Raw genomic sequence first — 17,038 nt, 5'->3', positions numbered from 1 at the left:
TCAGATGACAATGGGAATCATTATCGATAACGTGTGCAGCGCAAAACCGGCGCCCCGTCGAAACAGGGGTCCGTCGGGTTGCCCTGACGTCCGAACGTCGCGCCACGCAAAGGAGAGTTGTGGGTCATCTGTTGGTGGTCGAGAGCTGGGTCGGCTCGATGAGCAGGCTGCTGCCGCGTGCGATACGGGAGGGCGGGCACGAGTTCACCTTCCTCACTCGTGACCTGCACCACTATCTGCGGTCCGCGCCGGAGGGAACGGCGCATCCGCTGCTGGGCGCCCGGAACATCATCACCGCCGACACCAACGACCTCGGGGCCCTGCTGCCCAAGGCCGAGCGGCTGCACGCGGTGCTGGGCTTCGACGGGGTGCTGACGTCCTGCGACTACTACCTGCCGACGGCCGCGCGGATCGCCGGACTCCTCGGCCTGCCCGGACCCGGCCCCGAGGCGGTCGAGAACGCCTGTCGCAAGGACGCCACCCGCCGCATCCTCGCCGACGCCGGACTGCCCCAGCCACGCTTCGCCGTCCACGAGGAGTGGGCCGACCTCGCGAGCGCCGCACGGGAGATCGGCTACCCGCTGGTCGTCAAGCCCGTCGACCTGTGTGCGGGCATGTTCGTACGGCGTGTGGACGACGAGGCCGAACTCGCCGCTGCACTCCAGGCGTTGGCGGACTTCCCGGTCAATGCGCGCGGTCAGCGGCGGGCCCCCGTCGTGCTGCTCGAAGAGCTGCTGGACGGGGCCGAGGTGAGCGTCGAGACCGTCTCCCACGGCGGAGCGGTGCACGTCGTCGGCGTGACCGACAAGAGCATCGGCGGAGCGCCCGCCTTCATCGAGACCGGCCACATGTTCCCGGCGGCCCTGACGCCCGCCGACACCGAGGCCGCCGAGCAGACCGCGCTGAGCGCCCTGAAGGCGCTCGGCCTGACCGACGGCGTGGTCGCGCACACCGAGATCAAGCTGACGTCCGCCGGGCCGCGCGTGGTCGAGGTCAACCCCCGGCCGGCCGGCAACCGCATCACCGAACTCGTCCGCCACGTCACCGGCATCGACCTCGCCGCCGCCTTCGTGGACGTAGCCCTCGGCACCGCCCCCGACCTGCGGCGCACCGACACCGGGCTGAGCAGCGCCGCCATCGGCTTCCTCGTACCGCACACCGCAGGCACTCTCGAAGCGCTCGACGGCAGCGAACTGCGAGGTGCACCCGGCGTGCTGGAGGTGCAGCTCGCCGAGTCCGGCAAGGCCGTCAAGGCGGCCGGCAGCAACAACGAGTATCTCGGGCACGTCATGGCGGGCGACGCCGACGGGCCCGGCGCCCGCGACCGCGTCGAGGCGCTGCTGGCCGGGCTGCGGGCGGGGCTGGTGATCCGATGACCGCCGACACGGCGACGTATCCGGCGCTTCTCGATCTCGTGGACCGCGTCCGCACCGGCGAGTTCGGCCCGGACCCCGCCTCCCAGCGGATCTCCGTCGCCTTCACCACACGACAGGCCGTACGGCACGCCGGGCGCGGCACCGGCTACCGCAACGAGGTCCTCAGCCTGCGCCTGGCCGAGGCCGTCGGCTCCTGCGCGGTCGAACCCGGCGCCCTGCCCGACGGTGCGCTCGACGACTGCGTGGGCGCCGATGTCGCCCGGCTCCTCGACCATCCGCTGATACCGGTCCGCGTGGCCGCTCTCGATGCGTACCTGATGCACGTCACCCCGCACACTCCGGACCACGGGGCGCGCCCGTTCCCGCTGCCCGCCGGATCGTCGCTGGAGAAGTCGCGGGCCCGCGCCCAGGCCGTCGTCGAGCTGCTCGATGTGCCGCCCGGCTCGACCGTGCTCGTCGTCGGTGTCGTCAACTCCCTGCTGGAAGCGCTGCGTTCGCGCGGCATCGGCTACGTGCCGTGCGACCTCAAGGGCGGTGTCACCGAGTGGGACGAGCCGGTCGTCACCGACGCGCTCGACGCCGCGGACCGCTGCGACGCCCTGCTCGTCTCCGGTATGACGCTCGGCAACGGCACCTTCGAGCCGCTGCGCCGGCACGCGCTGCGGCACGGCAAGCAACTGGTGGTGTTCGCCCAGACCGGCAGCGCCGTCCTGCCCCGTTTCCTCGGCCAGGGAGTGAGCGCGGTGTGCGCGGAGCCGTACCCCTTCTTCTGGCTCGACGGCGGACCCGGCGTCATCCACCGCTACGGCGGCCACTGTCCGGAGAGCGAGCGATGACCGTGACCACGGCCGTACGGCCCGCTGCGCGCAGGGAACTGCTCGCCCTGCTCGGCCGTACGCCTCTGGTGCGCATCACCGCCGATCTGCCCGGACCGCAGCCCGGTTTCTGGGCCAAGCTCGAAGGGCTCGCGGCGGGCGGAATGAAGGCACGGGCCGCCGTGTCGATGCTGCTGGGCGCCCGCGAGCGCGGCGAACTGCGGCCCGGCGCGCCGGTGGTGGAGTCCACCTCCGGCACGCTCGGCCTCGGGCTGGCCTTCGCGGGCCAGGCGCTCGGCCACCCCGTCGTACTGGTCGGTGACAGCGAACTCGAGCCGTCCATGCGGCAGTTGCTGCGCGCCCACGGGGTCCGGCTGGAGATCGTCGACCGCCCGGCCCCGCAGGGCGGCTGGCAGGCCGCCCGCCTGAACCGGCTGCGTGAACTGCTCGCCGTTCTGCCCGACGCGTACTGGCCCGACCAGTACAACAACCCGGACAACACCGCCGGCTATGCCTCCCTGGCGGCCGAACTCGCCGCCCAGCTCGACCACCTGGACGTCCTGGTGTGCAGCGTCGGCACCGGCGGCCACAGCGCCGGGATCATCGGCCCGCTGCGCCGGCACTGGCCCGCTCTGCGGCTCATCGGCGTCGACGCCACCGGCTCCACGATCTTCGGCCAGCCCGCGAGGCCCCGGCTGATGCGCGGCCTGGGCAGCAGCATCCACCCCCGCAATGTCGCCTACGACGCCTTCGACGAGGTGCACTGGGTCGGCCCGGCCGAGGCCGTGGACAGCTGCCGCCGGCTGGCCCGAGGCAGCTTCGTCACCGGCGGCTGGAGCACCGGCGCGGTCGCGCTCGTCTCCGCCTGGGCGGCCCGTGTGCACCCGGGGGCGGTCGTCGCCACCATCTTTCCCGACGGCCCGCACCGCTACCTCGGCACGGTCTACGACGACGACTTCACCACCGCGCACGGCATCGACCCGGTCGGCGCGGCCCGGCGCCCCGTGGAGATACCGCACCCGCGCGCTGCCGAGGCCACCGGCTGGGTCCGCTGCACCCGTGTCACCGACCCGCTCGACTCCCCGAAAGAAATCCAGTGAAGGCCACCCAGCGCACCGTACGCCTCGAACTCGCCGAGCCGCTGCGCATCTCCCGCTCCACCATGTCCGCACGCGACGCCGTGTGGCTCACCGTCAAACACGATGAGCTCTGCGGCCATGGGGAAGCCGTCACCAGCGTCTACTACGGCCTGGATGCCGACACCCTGGGACGGCTCCTCGCGGCCGTCGACCTGCACCGCTTCGCCGACCCAGAGAGCGCCCTCGACGCCCTGCGGGCAGGTGAGTTGGCCGGGAGCGACATACCGCCCGCCGTCACCGCCGCCGTCGACGCCGCGCTCCTCGACCTAGTCGGCAAACGCGCGGCAGCCCCGTCCACCGCTCCTCGGCGCCCCGGCCGCCCCCGTGGCCGCCACCGCCCGCACCATCGGCATCACCGCACCCCTGCACGCCGCCGCCGAGGCCCGGCGTCTGGCCGCGAGCGGCTTCCAGGTCATCAAGGTCAAGGCCGGCACCCCCGACCCCGAGGACGACGTCGAGCGCGTCCGCGTGATCCACGACGCCGCCCCCGCCGCCCGGTGCTCCTCGACCCCAACGGCGCCTGGACGGCCGCGCAGGCCGCAGCCCTGTTGCCACGGTTCGCCGACCTCGGTGTCGAGGCCGTCGAACAGCCCGTCGCCCCCGGCGACCCGAGGCGCTGGGCGCCTCGCCGAGCGCTCCCCGCTGCCCGTCATCGCCGACGAGGACGCCGTGGACCTCGCGGACGCCCGCCGACTGGCCGGACGTGTGCACGGCGTCAACGTCAAGCTCGCCAAGTGCGGCGGCGTCCACGCCGCCCTGCGCATCGCCGAGGCCATCGAGGGCAGCGGCACCGCGCTGATGCTCGGCTGCCTGACCGCCAGCACCCTCGGCCTCGCCCCCGCCGTCCACCTCGCCGACCGCGCCCGCTGGGCCGACCTCGACGGGCATCTGCTGCTCGCCCACGACCCGTGGACCGGAATCGGCGGCGCGGACGGGTTCGTACGGGCCGGTGACCTGCCGGGGCTCGGCATCGAGGAGGTGGCGCATGAAAACGTGGCATGAGATGCGGCAGTTCCCGCTCGCCGTCCGCCTCCTGCTGGTCAACCAGCTCGGCGTCAACACCGGCTTCTACCTCCTCATCCCCTATCTCGCCACCCACCTCACCGAGAACCTCGGCATGTCCGCGGCCGTCGTCGGCATCGTCCTCGGTGTCCGCAACCTCAGCCAGCAGGGCCTGTTCATCATCGGCGGCTCCGCCTCCGACCGGCTCGGCGCACGCGGCGTGATCATCGCCGGCTGCGCCCTGCGCACCGTCGGGTTCGGGCTGTTCGCCTCGGCGACGGACTGGCCGTACTGCTCGCGGCGTCCGTGCTCAGCGGGCTGGCCGGCGCCCTGTTCAACCCGGCCGTGCGGGCCTACCTCGCGCAGGAGGCGGGGGAGCGCAAGGCCGAGGCGTTCGCGCTGTTCAACGTGTTCGCCACGACCGGCGCGCTGATCGGCCCGCTCCTCGGCAGCCTGCTCCTCCTCGTCGACTTCCGCACGTCCGCGCTCACCGCCGCCGCTGTCTTCGCCGCGCTCACCGTCGCCCAGGCGCTGGTGCTGCCCGCGCGGGAGGTCGAACCGAGCAGGAGCGGGATCGTCGCCGACTGGCGCGAGGTGGTCGGCAACCGGCGTTCCTGGCGTTCGCGCTCGCCATGGTCGGCATGTTCACCCTGGAGAACCAGCTCTACCTGCTGCTGCCGTCCGGCGCCCGGCAGGCCACCGGCTGGGACGGCGCGGCCGGCCTCGTCTTCCTCGTCGGCACACTCGTCAACCTCACCCTGCAACTGCGGCTCACCCGTGCCCTCAAGGAGCGGGGCAGCAGAGCCCGTTGGATCAGTGCCGGACTCCTGCTGATGGGGCTGGCGTTCCTCCGCCGGCACTCGTCGCCGGCAGCAGCTCCGACGGGCTCCTCGACGCGCTACCGGTCCTGCTCGGCACCCTGCTGCTCTACGTCGGCGTCATGATCGCTTCGCCGTTCGTCATGGAACTGATCCCGGCTTCGGCCGCCCCGAGCTCACCGGCACCTACTACGGCATCTTCTACGTCGTCTCCGGCATCGCCGCCGCCCTCGGCAACACGTCGTCGGCTGGGCCATGGACACCGGGGAGCACGGCGCCGAATGGCTGCCCTGGGTGTGCTGCGCCCTGTTCGGGCTCGCCTCCGCGCTCGGCGTCGCCTGGCTGCACCGGCTGAACGCACTGCCGGCCCCGCCGAAGCCCGCCGTACCCGCCGCGGCCTGAGGAGAGACATGTCCCCTACGACAACTGCGCGCAACCTCCTCACCGACAACCCCGAGCTGTACGAGGCCCGTTTCCCGACCCGGACCGCCTGGCCGGCCGCTGGACCGAGGACTGCCTGCGCCGGCACGGCGCCGGCCCGCGCGTGCTGGACATGGGCTGCGGCACGGGCCGCGATGCGGCGTTCCTGCACAGCACCGGGCGCACCGTCACCGGGGCCGACCTCTCCGAGGCGATGCTCGGTACGCCCGTGTCCATCACCCCGGGCCCGCATACGTCCGCGCCGACCTGCACGGCTTCGACCTGGGCACGTTCGATGCGGTGGTGTGCCTGGACAGCGCGCTGCTGTACTGCCACACCAACGACCAGCTCGACGGCTTCCTCGCCTCCTGCCGACGGGCCCTCGGACCGGGCGGCCTGCTGGTCGCGGAGATGCGCAACGGCGCCTATTTCCTGGGCCGTACGGACCTGCTCGACCGGCCCAGGGTCAACAGTTCACCTGGCGGGGCACGGAGTACCGCTCCAGCACCACGCTCACGGTCGACCGCACCGCCCAACTCCTGCGCCGTACGCGCATCTGGACGGCCGACGACGGCTCCGCGCCCGTCGAACAGCGCTCGGCGTGGCGGCTGCTGTTCCCGCAGGAGCTGCGCCACTTCCTGACCGCCCACGGCTTCGAGGTCCTCGGCCTGTACGACGGCCCGGGACCGCGTACCGAACCCCCCTGGCGCGAGGGCGAGTTGCCCGGCGCGAGCACCGACGCGGACCGGCTGCACGTCGTCGCGCGTCTGAACACCCCCACTGACCTGTCCCGTCTCTCCCAAGGAATTCCTCATGCACGACGAACGCTTCCCAGGCCTGCGCCGCCGCGGCTTCCTCGCCGCCACCGGCGCCGCATCCCTCGGCGCGCTCGCCCTCACCGGCTGCGGCTCCTCCGACAGCCCCGGCGCCAGCGAGGGCGACGGCAAGCCCAGGCGCGGCGGACGGCTGCGCGCCGCCTTCGCCGGAGGCGGCGCCAGCGAGACCCTCGATCCGCATCTCGCGAACCTCTTCGTCGACGTGGCCCGCGCCAAGGCGCTGTTCGACAAGCTCGCCGACTACGGCGCCGACCTGTCCGCCGAACCCCGCCTCGCCACCAAGTGGGAGTCGAACAAGACGCTGGACCGCTGGCAGGTCACCCTGCGCAAGGCCACCTTCCACGACGGCAAACCGGTCACCGCCCAGGACGTGCTCTACAGCTACCGCCGGATCGCCGACCCCAAGCAGGCGTTCCGCGCCAAGGCGTCCCTGGAGCCCATCGACCTCGACGCCAGCCGCGCCACCGGCGAGCGGAGCATCGAGTTCGTGCTCAAGCGGCCGACCGCCGAATTCCCCAACATCCTGGCCGCGTTCGGCGCGTACATCGTGCCCGAGAACGCCACCGACTTCGACAGAAAGCCCATCGGCTCCGGCCCTTCCGGTTCGTGTCCTTCACCCCGGCCGCTCCGCCGTCGTCCGCCGCTACGACGACCACTGGGAGGGCGCCCCCTACCTCGACGAGCTCGAGTTCCTCGTCGCCAACGAGGAGTCCGCGCGCGTCAACGCCCTCCTCGGTGGCCAGGTCGAGTACGCCCACGAGCTCAACCCCACCACCGCCCGCGCGCACGAGAACCAGGGTCAGATCGAGATCGTGCGCCTGCGCAACAGCGCCATGCAGGCCTTCACGATGAAGACCGACCGGGCGCCCTTCGACGACCAGCGGGTGCGGCAGGCGTTCTTCCTCATCGCCGACCGAAAGGAACTCGTCGACGGCGCCCTGTCCGGGGCGGGCGAGGTCGGCAACGACCTGTTCGGCAAGGGCTACGAGTACTACGCCGACGGTCTGCCGCAGCGCGAGCAGGACCTCGACAGGGCCCGCGCCCTGCTGAAGCAGGCGGGCGCCGAGAACCTCAAGGTCACCCTCGACACCTCGGCCGTCGCCGCCGGGTTCACCGAGGCCGCCGGCATCTTCCGCGACCAGGCGAAGAAGGCGGCGCGTCACCGTCGAGGTCAGGATGGGCAGCAAGGACTCGTACTGGAGCGACATCCTCGACTCCGGCACCCTCGCCTGCTACCGCTCCGGCGCCATGCCCATCGAGGCGCACATCTCCCAGCGGCTGCTCACCGACTCCACCACCAACGCCACCAAGTGGCAGCACAAGGACTTCGACGCGCTCTACCAGCAGGCCCAGTCCACCCGGGACAAGACCGAACGGGCCGCCGTGTACGAGCGCATGCAGCGCCGCCTGCATGCCGAGGGCGCTTCCTGGTGTGGGCTTCGCCGACTGGATCCTCGGTACCGCCCGCACCGTCAAGGGGGTGGAACGCAACGCCCCGCCAACACGCTCGACTGGGCGCGGTTCGACAAGGTGTGGCTGGCGTGAGCGGACTGCGCTCCTTCGTCGCCCGGCGGCTGCTCCTCGGCGCCCTGCAGACCGTGGCCGTGGTGCTGCTGGTCTTCGCGCTCACCGAGGCGCTGCCGGGCGACGCCGCGGTCGCCCTCGCCGGCGACCAGCCGGACCCGGCGCGGATCGAGGCGATCCGGGAGGCCATGGACCTGGACCGGCCGGCGCACGAGCGGCTGGCCGACTGGGCGGCGGGCCTGCTGCACGGCGACTTCGGCACCTCGCTCGCCTCCGGCGGCCGGTCGGCCGGTACATCAGTGACGGCCTCGGCCCGACCCTGCTGCTGGCCGCGCTCACCGTCGTGCTGCTCGTGCCGATCGGCTTCGGCCTCGGCGTGCTGGCCGCGCGGCACGCGGGCCGGCTGATCGACCGGCTCGTCAGCTCGGTGACGCTCGCCGTGTACGCGATCCCGAATTCGCCCTCGGGGTGCTGCTGGTGACCGTGCTCGCGCTCCAGCTGGGCTGGCTGCCACCGACCGCCGTAGGCTACGGCACCGACCTGCTCGCCCACCCCGCGTACTCGTCCTGCCGGTGCTCGTGCTGCTGTCCCGGCCGGTCTGTTCACTGGCCCGGCTGGTGCGGGCCGGGATGGTCGACGCGCTGGCCGCGCCGTACACGGTGCACGCCCGCCGCTACGGCGTCGCCGGCATCCGCGTCCGCTACGCGCACGCCTGCCGGGCGCCCTCGCTCCGGCCGCGCAGCAACTCGCCCGCACCATCGACTGGCTGCTGTGCGGCGTCATCGTCGTGGAGGCCCTCTACGTGATCCCCGGACTCGGCACCGTCCTGCTCAACGCCGTCGCCGAACGCGACGTGCCCGTGGTGCAGGGCCTCGCCGTGGTGTTCGGCGTCCTGACCGTCGTCCTCAACCTGGGCGCCGACCTCGTCGCCCACCGGTTCGCGCCACGGGCGGGGGTGGCCGCGTGAGGTTCACGGGGAGATTCGCGCTCGGCGTCGCCGTCATCGGCGTACCTCTCGTCCTCGCCCTGCTGGGGCCGCTGTTCGCCGGCGATCCGGGGCCGCGCGCCACGTCGTTCACGCTCGGGGACGGCCACTGGCTGGGCACCGATTTCGTGGGCAGGGACGTGTGGCAACAGGTGCTGCACGGAGGCCGGCCCGTGGTGGTGACCGCGCTCGCGGCGACCGCGCTGGCGTATGCCGTGGCGCTGCCCCTCGGTCTGCTCAGCGCGCTCACACACCGGAGGTGGCTGGAGGAGCTCCTGATGCGGCCCTGGACGTGCTGCTCGCCGTGCCGTCGCTGCTGTTGATCCTGCTGGTGGCGTCGGTGTTCGAGCCGGGTGCGGTCGGGCTGGCGCTGCTGGTCGCGGCGGTCAACATCCCGGACGCGGCCAGGATCGTGCGGCCGCCGCCGCGGAGGCCGCCGCACGGCCTGCCGTCGAGGCGCTGCGCATGCAGGGCGAGACCTGGTGGCGGATGGCGGTCGGTTACGTCGGCCGTGCCACGCTGCGCACGCTCGCCGCGGACGCGGGTGTCCGGCTCACCGGCGTGCTCTACCTGGTGGCGACGGCCGCCTTCCTGGGCGTCGGCGTCGCACCGGACGCCGCCGACTGGGCGGTCATGGTGGACCGCAACCGCATCGGCCTGGCCGTGCAGCCCTGGGCCGTGGTGGTGCCCGCCCTGCTGATCATCGCCCTGACGACGGCAGCAACCTGCTCTTCGACGCCGCACTGGACCAGCGCGGAACAGCCGCGTCGAGCCACCGCAGCACAGACAAGGAACGACGGCCGTGACCCAGGAGCTGAACCGAGTGGATCCCGTCGCGCAGATCGCGAACCTGCGGGTCGAGATCGACGGCCGGGCGATCGTCGACGGAGTGAACCTGCGGGTCCTGCCCGGCAGGGTGACCGCGCTGGTCGGCGCGTCCGGCAGCGGAAAGACCACCACGGGCCTGGCGTTGCTCGGCGAGTACCCGTCCGGCGCCCGGGTCACCGGGGACGTGCGGGTGCCGGAGGGCGGCCTGGTGGGGTACGTGCCACAGCACCCGGCGGCCGTCCTCAACCCCGCCCGCCGGGTCTGCGCCCTCCTGAACGACATCGCCCGCACCCAGGTGCGTCACCTGCCGCGCCGCGAGCGCAGGGCAGCCACCCGCGAACTCCTGCTCCGGGCCCTGGCCGACGCCCAACTCCCCGACGCCGAAGCCCTGTTGCGCCGTTTCCCCCATCAGCTGTCCGGCGGTCAGCAGCAGCGTGTCGTCCTCGCCCAGGCGCTCCTGCTCGGCGCCCGGGTCATTGTCGCGGACGAACCACCACGGGCCAGGACGCACTGACCAAGTCCCGTATCGTCGACCAGCTGTCCGCGGTCGCGGCGAAGGGCATCGCGGTGGTTCTGCTCAGCCACGACCTCGACGTCGTCCGCGCACTCGCCGACGACGTCCTGGTGATGCGGGCGGGGCAGGTGGTGGAGTCGGGCCCGCCCGAGCGGCTGTGGCTCGCGCCCCGGCACGAGTGGACCCGCCGGCTGCTCGACGCACGGGCACCGGGCCCGCAGCACGAGCCGCCCCCGATTGCGGCACAAGCGGTCCTGCACGTACGGGACATGACGGCACGTCACCGAGACGGCGACCGCGGTACGACGGTGGCGGTGCGCGTACCGAGCTCACCGTGCAGGCCGGTGAATGCCTGGCCGTCGTCGGCCGCTCCGGCAGCGGCAAGACCACCCTCGCCCGCTGTCTGGCCGGACTCCACCGCGACCACAGCGGAGAGATTCTGCTCGACGGCCGCCCGCTCCCGCACAGTCTGCGGCAGCGCGACCGTGACCAGTTGGCGGCCGTGCAGTACGTCTTCCAGGACGCCCGCGCCGCCTTCGACGACTACCGGCCCGTCCTCGACCAGGTCGCCCGGACCGCCGTACGCCTGCGCGGTGCCGACGCGGAGACGGCCGAGGCGGAGGCCCTGGCCACGCTCACCCGCCTCGGCCTGCCGGAGGAACTGGCGAGCCGCCGCCCCGCCCGGCTCTCCGGCGGCGAACTCCAGCGCGCAGCCCTGGCCCGCGCCCTGCTCGCCCAGCCCCGGGTGCTGCTCTGCGACGAGATCACCTCCGGCCTCGACACGGTCACCCGCCGCGGCCTCCTCGACGTCCTCGCGGGCCTGCTCCGCGACCGCGACGACCTCTCCCTGGTCCTCATCACCCACGACCTGGACACCGCTCGACTTGCCCACCGCATCGCCGTCCTGGATGCGGGCGAACTGGTCGAACAGGGCCCGGCCCCGCGGGTGCTCACCGAGCCCCGACACCCTTCACCGTCTCCCTCATGGAGACGACGGCACGCCTGGCGGCCGGGACGTGACAGCGCGGCGCCGGCCGCGGGGCCCGGCCGGCCGGTCAGCCGAGGGCCTTGTCCAGGTTGAAGGCCGCGCTGATCAGGGCGAGATGAGTGAACGCCTGCGGGAAGTTGCCCTGTTGCTCGCCCGTGTGGCTGATCTCCTCGGCGTACAGGCCCAGATGGTTGGCGTAGGTGAGCATCTTCTCGAACGCCAGCCGCGCCTCGTCCACCCGTCCGGCGCGGACCATCGCCTCCACGTACCAGAACGAGCAGATGGAGAACGTCCCCTCGTCGCCGCGCATACCGTCGGGGCTGGCCTGCGGGTCGTAGCGGTAGACCAGGGAGTCGGACACCAGCTCGTTGGTGAGGGCGTCCAGGGTGGCCAGCCACTTGGGATCCGTGGGCGCGATGAACTTCGACAGCGGCATCATCAGCACGGCCGCGTCGAGTACCTCGCCGTCCTCGTGCTGGACGAAGGCCTGGCGCTGCTCGGACCAGCCGCGGCGCATGATCTGGCGGTAGATCGTGTCGCGGCACTGCCGCCACCGGGAAGATCGGCGGGCAGCCCGCGCCGGTTGGCCATCCGGATCGCCCGTTCGATCGCCACCCAGCACATCAGCCGCGAGTACAGGAAGTTCTTGCGGCCGCCGCGGGTCTCCCAGATGCCCTCGTCCGGCTGGTCCAGTGGCAGCACACCCAGTCGACCAGCGCGCAGACGTCGTCCCACTGGTCCTGGAGATGGGTTGCGCCCACTTGTCGTACAGGTATCGAGTCGATGAGCGCGCCGTAGATGTCGAGCTGAGCTGCTCGGCGGCGCATTGCCGACCCGCACCGGCGCGGAGCCCCGTACCTTCCAGATGGTCGAGCTCGCGCTCGGGCAGGTCGGTGCGCCCGTCGATGCCGTACATGATCTGCAGCGGGCCGGCGTGGCAGCCGGCGCCCGGACTGATGTGCCGGGTCACGAACTTCATGAACGCCTCGGCCTCGCTGGTGAAGCCCAGCCGCAGCAGCGCGTACACGCAGAAGGCGGCGTCGCGCACCCAGACGTACCGGTAGTCCCAGTTGCGTTCGCCGCCGAGCTGTTCGGGCAGGCTCGTCGTCGCCGCCGCCACGATCGCGCCGGTGGGCGCGTACGTGAGCAGCTTCAGCGTGAGCGCGGAGCGGTGCACCATCTCCCGCCAGCGGCCCCGTACTTCGAGGCGGACAGCCAGCGGCGCCAGTAGGCCACCGTCTCGCCGAACTGCTCCTCCGCCTCCATGTGCGGGCACCGGCGGGGCGTCACATCGCCCCCGACCCGGTCCAGCGCGAACACCGCCGACTCGCCCTCGGCGAGCTTGAAGTCCGCCCACGCGTCGGGACCGTCGGCCTCGAGCGGCACGGTGGCGGTCAGCGCCAGGGACAGGTCCTCGGAGTCGAAGACGGCCACGTCGCCGACCATCCGCAGGGTGTGCGGCCGGGCCCCGTAGTCGAACCGGGCGCCACCCGCGCCTTGAACGGCAGGGAACCGCGCACGCACATCACACGCCGGATCAGCCGGTGCCGCTCGGCCTCGGTCGACTCGCCGCTGATCGGCATGAAGTCCTGCACCTCGCCGACGCCGTCCTCGGTGAAGAACCGGGTGATCAGGACGTTGGTGTCGGGGAAGTAGAACTGCTTGGTCCGCCCGGGCACGCTCGCCGCCAGCTCGAAGGTGCCGCCCCGCTCCGCGTCCAGGATCGAGGCGAACACGCTCGGCGCGTCGAAGGCCCCAGCAGTACCAGTCGATCGTGCCGTCGGTGCCCACCAGGGCCACGCTCCGCAGATCGCCGATCAGCCCGTGTTCGGCGATCGGCAGATACCGTGAGCGCCGAACCCCTCGTCCCTCGGTGTCTCGGCCATCACAGCCTCCCTCGCCCGGTGCGGCCGGCGCGGTTCCAGCTTAGGCGCGATCGAACACAGGGGCGTCGTGAATCGAGGGTCCGGTACGCAGACGGCGCGAATCGGGAGTCCGGTCGATCACACCGCGAGGACCGCGACCCCGCCTCCTCGAACCGCCGCACTGTGTGCTCGTCCACCGCCGTGTCCGTGACCAGGGTGTCCACCGTCTCCGCGGCGCAGATCCGGGCGAACGCCCGGCGGCCCAGCTTGCTGGAGTCCGCGGCGACGACCACACGCTCGGCACGCTCGCACAGCAGCCGGTTGATCGACGCCTCCGCCTCGTCGTGCGCCGCCGCGCCGTGCACCACGTCCAGGGCGACGACACCGAGCACCGCCACGTCGAGGGTGATCTGGCTGAGCACGCCGTCGGCGAGCGGACCGATGAGCTCGTACGACTGCGCCCGCGCCACCCCGCCCGTCACCACGATCTTGAACTGGGGGCGGACGGCCAGCTCGTTGGCGATGTTGAGCGCGTTGGTGACCACGGTGAGCGCGGGCGAGCCGGCGGCGAGGTCGCTGCGCACGGCCAGGGCCCGGGCCACTTCGGTGGTGGTCGTGCCGCCGGTCAGCCCCACCGCCTCGCCGGGGGCGACGAGATCGGCCACGGCCTTGGCGATGCGCTGCTTCTCGGAGGCGTGCCGGGCGGTCTTGTAGCGCAGGGGAAGCTCGTACGACACGCCGTGCACGACCGCTCCGCCCCGGGTGCGGACCAGCATCTGCTGCTCGGCGAGCTGGTCGAAGTCACGGCGGATCGTCGCGGCCGAGACCGCCAGCTCGGCAGCCGCCTCCTCGACGTCCAGTCGGCCGCGCTCGACGAGCAGCTCCAGCAGCGCCTTCCAGCGGGCGTCGCGCGACATCCGCACCCTCCGTCCGTTCCTCGTTCTGCGGCGACCCTAGCGCACCTGACTGTGCGCGAAATGCTTGCTGATGCTCGAAAGTGGGGAGTAACTTGCAAGAACAATCATCAGGGAGGGGTGTCGCATGACGCATGTCGAGGACGAGCTGCGCAGCCAACCGGAGTGCTGGACCCGCGCCGCGTCCTGGCGGCGCGGCACGGGGGCGCGCTGCGCGCACCGGGGGAGCGGGTCGCGATCGTCGGCTGCGGCACGTCGTACTTCATGGCGCAGGCCGCGGCGGCCCTGCGCGAGGCGCGGGTGAGGGCGAGACGGACGCCTTCGCGGCCTCGGAGTTCCCGTACGGCCGCCCGTACGACCGGGTCGTCGCCCTCACCCGCTCCGGCACCACCACCGAGGTGCTGGACCTGCTCGGAAAGGTGAGCGGCCCCACCCGGACGACCGCGATCACCGCCGACCCGAGCACGCCCGTGACGGACGCCGCCGACGACGTCGTCGTGCTCGACTTCGCGGACGAACGGTCCGTCGTGCAGACGCGCTTCGCGACCACCGCGCTGACCCTGCTGCGCGCCCGCCTCGGACTGCACACCGAGGCCGTCGTCGCCGACGCCCGCACCGCGCTGGCCGCCGAGCTGCCCGAAAGCCTCGTGGACTGCGGCCAGTTCACCTTCCTCGGCCGCGGCTGGACCGTGGGCCTGGCGCACGAGGCCGCCCTGAAGCTGCGGGAGGCGGCCCAGGCGTGGACCGAGTCCTACCCGGCGATGGAGTACCGGCACGGACCCATCAGCATCACCACGCGCTCCACCGCGACCTGGATGCTCGGTACGGCGCCGGAAGGGCTCCCGAGCAGGTGCGGGCCACCGGTGGCCGATGGATGGCGGGCGGCCTCGACCCGCTCGCCGAGCTGGTCCGCGTACAGCGGCTCGCGGTCGCCGTGGCCCGAGCCCGAGGCCTGGACCCGGACCGGCCCCGCCACCTCACCCGCTCGGTGATCCTCTGAGCCGCCCGCAAGGAGCAGCCGTGCCCCTCGTGACCACCGGTGCACTCGTCACCCGCGCGGCCGCGGCCCGAGCCGCCGTCGCCGCCTTCAACATCATCACCTGGAGCACCTCGAGGCGGTCGTCGCGGGCGCCGAGTCCGTCGGCGCACCCGTCGTCCTCCAGGTCAGCGAGAACGCGGTCAGGTTCCGCCACGGACGACTGCTCCCGCTCGCCCGCGCGTCGCCGCCGCCGAACGGGCCGCCGTACCGTCGCGTTGCACCTCGACCATGTGCAGAGCGACGCCCTGCTGCGGCAGGCACCGGACGCCGGGTTCAGTTCCGTGATGTACGACGCGTCCCGGCTGCCGTACCAGGAGAACCTGGCCGCGACCCGGGCCGCCGCCGACTGGGCGCACGCCCAAGGGCTCTGGATCGAGGCCGAGTTGGGCGAGGTCGGCGGCAAGGACGGACGGCCGCCGCTGGACGCCCACGCGCCCGGCGCGCGCACCGACCCCGCCGAGGCCCGCGCCTTCGTCACCGACTCCGGCGTGGACGCCCTGGCCGTCGCCATCGGCAGCACGCACGCCATGACCACCCGCACCGCCACCCTCGACCACGCCCTCCTCAAACGCCTCTCCGGCACCTTGGACGTCCCCCTCGTCCTGCACGGCTCCTCGGGTCCGGACGACGAACTGACGGCGGCGGTCGCCGGCGGCATCACCAAGGTCAACGTCGGCACCGCACTCAACATCGCCATGACCGGCGCGATCAGGGAGTTTCTCACCGCCCACCCCCAGGCGGTCGACTCGCGCAGCTATCTGAGCGTGGGCCGGGAGGCGATGGCACGCGCGGTGGCACGGATCATCACCACGCTCCGCCGGCCGACTACCGCTTGACGGCCTTCAGGACCACGAACTTCGGATCACTGGCGACCAGCGAGCTGTTGCCGAACAGCCGCCGCAGCTTGACGTGATACCCGAGGTGCCGGTTGCCGATCACCCACAGCTCGCCGCCCGGCCGCAGGGCGCGCCGCGCGCCGGTGAACATCCGCCACGCCGTCGCATCGGTCGTCGCCTGGTGCGAGTGGAACGGCGGATTGTTCAGCACCAGGTCGACACTGCCGGAGGGCACGCCGGCCAGCCCGTCCCCGACCCGGAACTCGGCGTGCCCGGGCACGCCGTTCGCCTTGTACGTCGCCTCCGCCGACGCCGCGGCCTGGAACGACTCGTCGACGAACAGCACCTCGGCCTCGGGGTTCGCCACCGCCACCGCCGTACCGACGACACCGTTCCCGCAGCCCAGATCCACGACCCGCCGCGGGCCGCGCGTGTCCGGCAGGTGGTTCAGGAGGAAGCGGGTGCCGATGTCCAGCCGGTCGGCGCAGAAGACGCCCGCATGGTTGACGGCGGTGTGCCCGGACACCGGACCGATGCCGCCGGGCAGCACGTAGCTGTACGGCCACGGGTTGTCGGGCCGGACGAGGGACGGATCCGGCGTGCAGAAGATCAGCCGGGCCTTCTTCTCGGCGAGCGAGGTACGGGTCGGGCCGAGGATCCGCTCGAACAGGTTCAGCGTCGAGGTGTGGATCTCCTTCACCATGCCGGCGCCCACGACGACCGTGCCCGGGTGCACGGCGGGCGCCAGCCGCAGCAGCTGGTCCTCCAGCAGCGCCAGGCTCTTCGGCACCCGCACCAGCAGCACGTCCACCCGGTCGGGCGGCGGATCCTGGGTGGTGAGCAGGCGAACTGTGCCGGGCTCGACGCCACCCCGGGCGAGGTTCGCGCGGGTCGCCTCCTGCGTCAGGAACGAGTCCGTGATCTGCACCGGCCTGTGCGCCGCCAGCGCGGTCACCAGTGCGCCCCAGCGGTCGCCGAGCACCACGACCGTGCCGGACAGCGGCACGCCCTCGCTCGCGAGGTGTCGCAGCAGGTACTCGTCGGAGGCGTCCCAGGCACGCAGGCGGTCACGGGGTCCTCGGGAAAGCGAGTCAGTGCGAGCTCTCCCCAGGGCGTCGTCATACGGTCGTTCATCGTGC

General features: G+C 72.5%; 4 protein-coding genes and 11 pseudogenes. 12 read left to right on the top strand and 3 right to left on the bottom strand.

All coding sequences use genetic code 11. From position 1 onward, the window contains the following. The first annotated feature begins 119 nt into the window (after positions 1-119). From StrepF001_RS01390 to StrepF001_RS01345, 10 genes and pseudogenes are all read left to right on the top strand, one after another. Positions 120-1,376: an ATP-grasp domain-containing protein gene (locus StrepF001_RS01390; protein WP_206306755.1), complete on the top strand. Its 1,257-nt coding sequence runs from the start codon at positions 120-122 to the stop codon at positions 1,374-1,376. Then, entirely contained in the window at positions 1,373-2,212 is an 840-nt protein-coding gene (locus tag StrepF001_RS01385) for a DUF364 domain-containing protein (RefSeq protein ID WP_129796421.1), read from the top strand. Before StrepF001_RS01390 ends, StrepF001_RS01385 begins: the two co-directional genes overlap by 4 nt. Then, positions 2,209-3,291: a pyridoxal-phosphate dependent enzyme gene (locus StrepF001_RS01380; protein ID WP_129796420.1), complete on the top strand. Its 1,083-nt coding sequence runs from the start codon at positions 2,209-2,211 to the stop codon at positions 3,289-3,291. Before StrepF001_RS01385 ends, StrepF001_RS01380 begins: the two co-directional genes overlap by 4 nt. Continuing rightward, positions 3,288-4,332, top strand: a pseudogene (locus StrepF001_RS01375) (enolase C-terminal domain-like protein). Before StrepF001_RS01380 ends, StrepF001_RS01375 begins: the two are co-directional and overlap by 4 nt. Beyond that, positions 4,316-5,552, top strand: a pseudogene (locus StrepF001_RS01370) (MFS transporter). The pseudogenes StrepF001_RS01375 and StrepF001_RS01370 overlap by 17 nt, the downstream one beginning before the upstream one ends. An 8-nt stretch (positions 5,553-5,560) precedes the next feature. Beyond that, positions 5,561-6,343: pseudogene (locus StrepF001_RS01365) on the top strand (class I SAM-dependent methyltransferase); the annotation flags it as partial. Between the two features lie 40 nt (positions 6,344-6,383). Then, positions 6,384-7,951, top strand: a pseudogene (locus tag StrepF001_RS01360) (ABC transporter substrate-binding protein). Further along, positions 7,948-8,897 (top strand): annotated as a pseudogene (locus tag StrepF001_RS01355) (ABC transporter permease). Before StrepF001_RS01360 ends, StrepF001_RS01355 begins: the two co-directional pseudogenes overlap by 4 nt. Then, a pseudogene (locus StrepF001_RS01350) lies at positions 8,894-9,721 on the top strand (ABC transporter permease subunit). The pseudogenes StrepF001_RS01355 and StrepF001_RS01350 overlap by 4 nt, the downstream one beginning before the upstream one ends. 8 nt (positions 9,722-9,729) lie before the next feature. Then, positions 9,730-11,277, top strand: a pseudogene (locus StrepF001_RS01345) (ATP-binding cassette domain-containing protein). 35 nt (positions 11,278-11,312) lie between these two features. On the opposite strand, the pseudogene StrepF001_RS01340 reads toward StrepF001_RS01345, so the two are convergent. Together StrepF001_RS01340 and StrepF001_RS01335 are read right to left on the bottom strand one after the other, a co-directional pair. Next, a pseudogene (locus StrepF001_RS01340) lies at positions 11,313-13,087 on the bottom strand (glycoside hydrolase family 15 protein). A 175-nt stretch (positions 13,088-13,262) separates the two neighbouring features. Then, a pseudogene (locus StrepF001_RS01335) lies at positions 13,263-14,027 on the bottom strand (DeoR/GlpR family DNA-binding transcription regulator); the annotation flags it as partial. Positions 14,028-14,151: 124 nt separating this feature from the next. Between StrepF001_RS01335 and StrepF001_RS45405 the strand changes: the two are divergent. Further along, positions 14,152-15,024, top strand: a pseudogene (locus StrepF001_RS45405) (sugar isomerase). Positions 15,025-15,044: 20 nt separating this feature from the next. Continuing rightward, a complete protein-coding gene (locus tag StrepF001_RS01325; protein ID WP_165396129.1) occupies positions 15,045-15,899 on the top strand; it encodes a class II fructose-bisphosphate aldolase in 855 nt (284 codons plus the stop codon). Here the strand turns inward: StrepF001_RS01325 and StrepF001_RS01320 are convergent. Further along, a pseudogene (locus tag StrepF001_RS01320) lies at positions 15,889-17,033 on the bottom strand (methyltransferase). The gene StrepF001_RS01325 and the pseudogene StrepF001_RS01320 overlap by 11 nt on opposite strands. Between the last annotated feature and the right edge of the window lie 5 nt (positions 17,034-17,038).

It is taken from the genome of Streptomyces sp. F001 (genome assembly GCF_004187715.1).
Lineage (GTDB): Bacteria > Actinomycetota > Actinomycetes > Streptomycetales > Streptomycetaceae > Streptomyces > Streptomyces flavusporus.
This window is presented reverse-complemented; position numbering and strand designations above follow the sequence as displayed.

Bases quoted from the DNA above. Each gene is read 5' to 3' on its own strand.
- StrepF001_RS01385 (WP_129796421.1), top strand. From the start codon at position 1,373: ATGACCGCCGACACGGCGACGTATCCGGCGCTTCTCGATCTCGTGGAC.
- StrepF001_RS01380 (WP_129796420.1), top strand. From the start codon at position 2,209: ATGACCGTGACCACGGCCGTACGGCCCGCTGCGCGCAGGGAACTGCTC.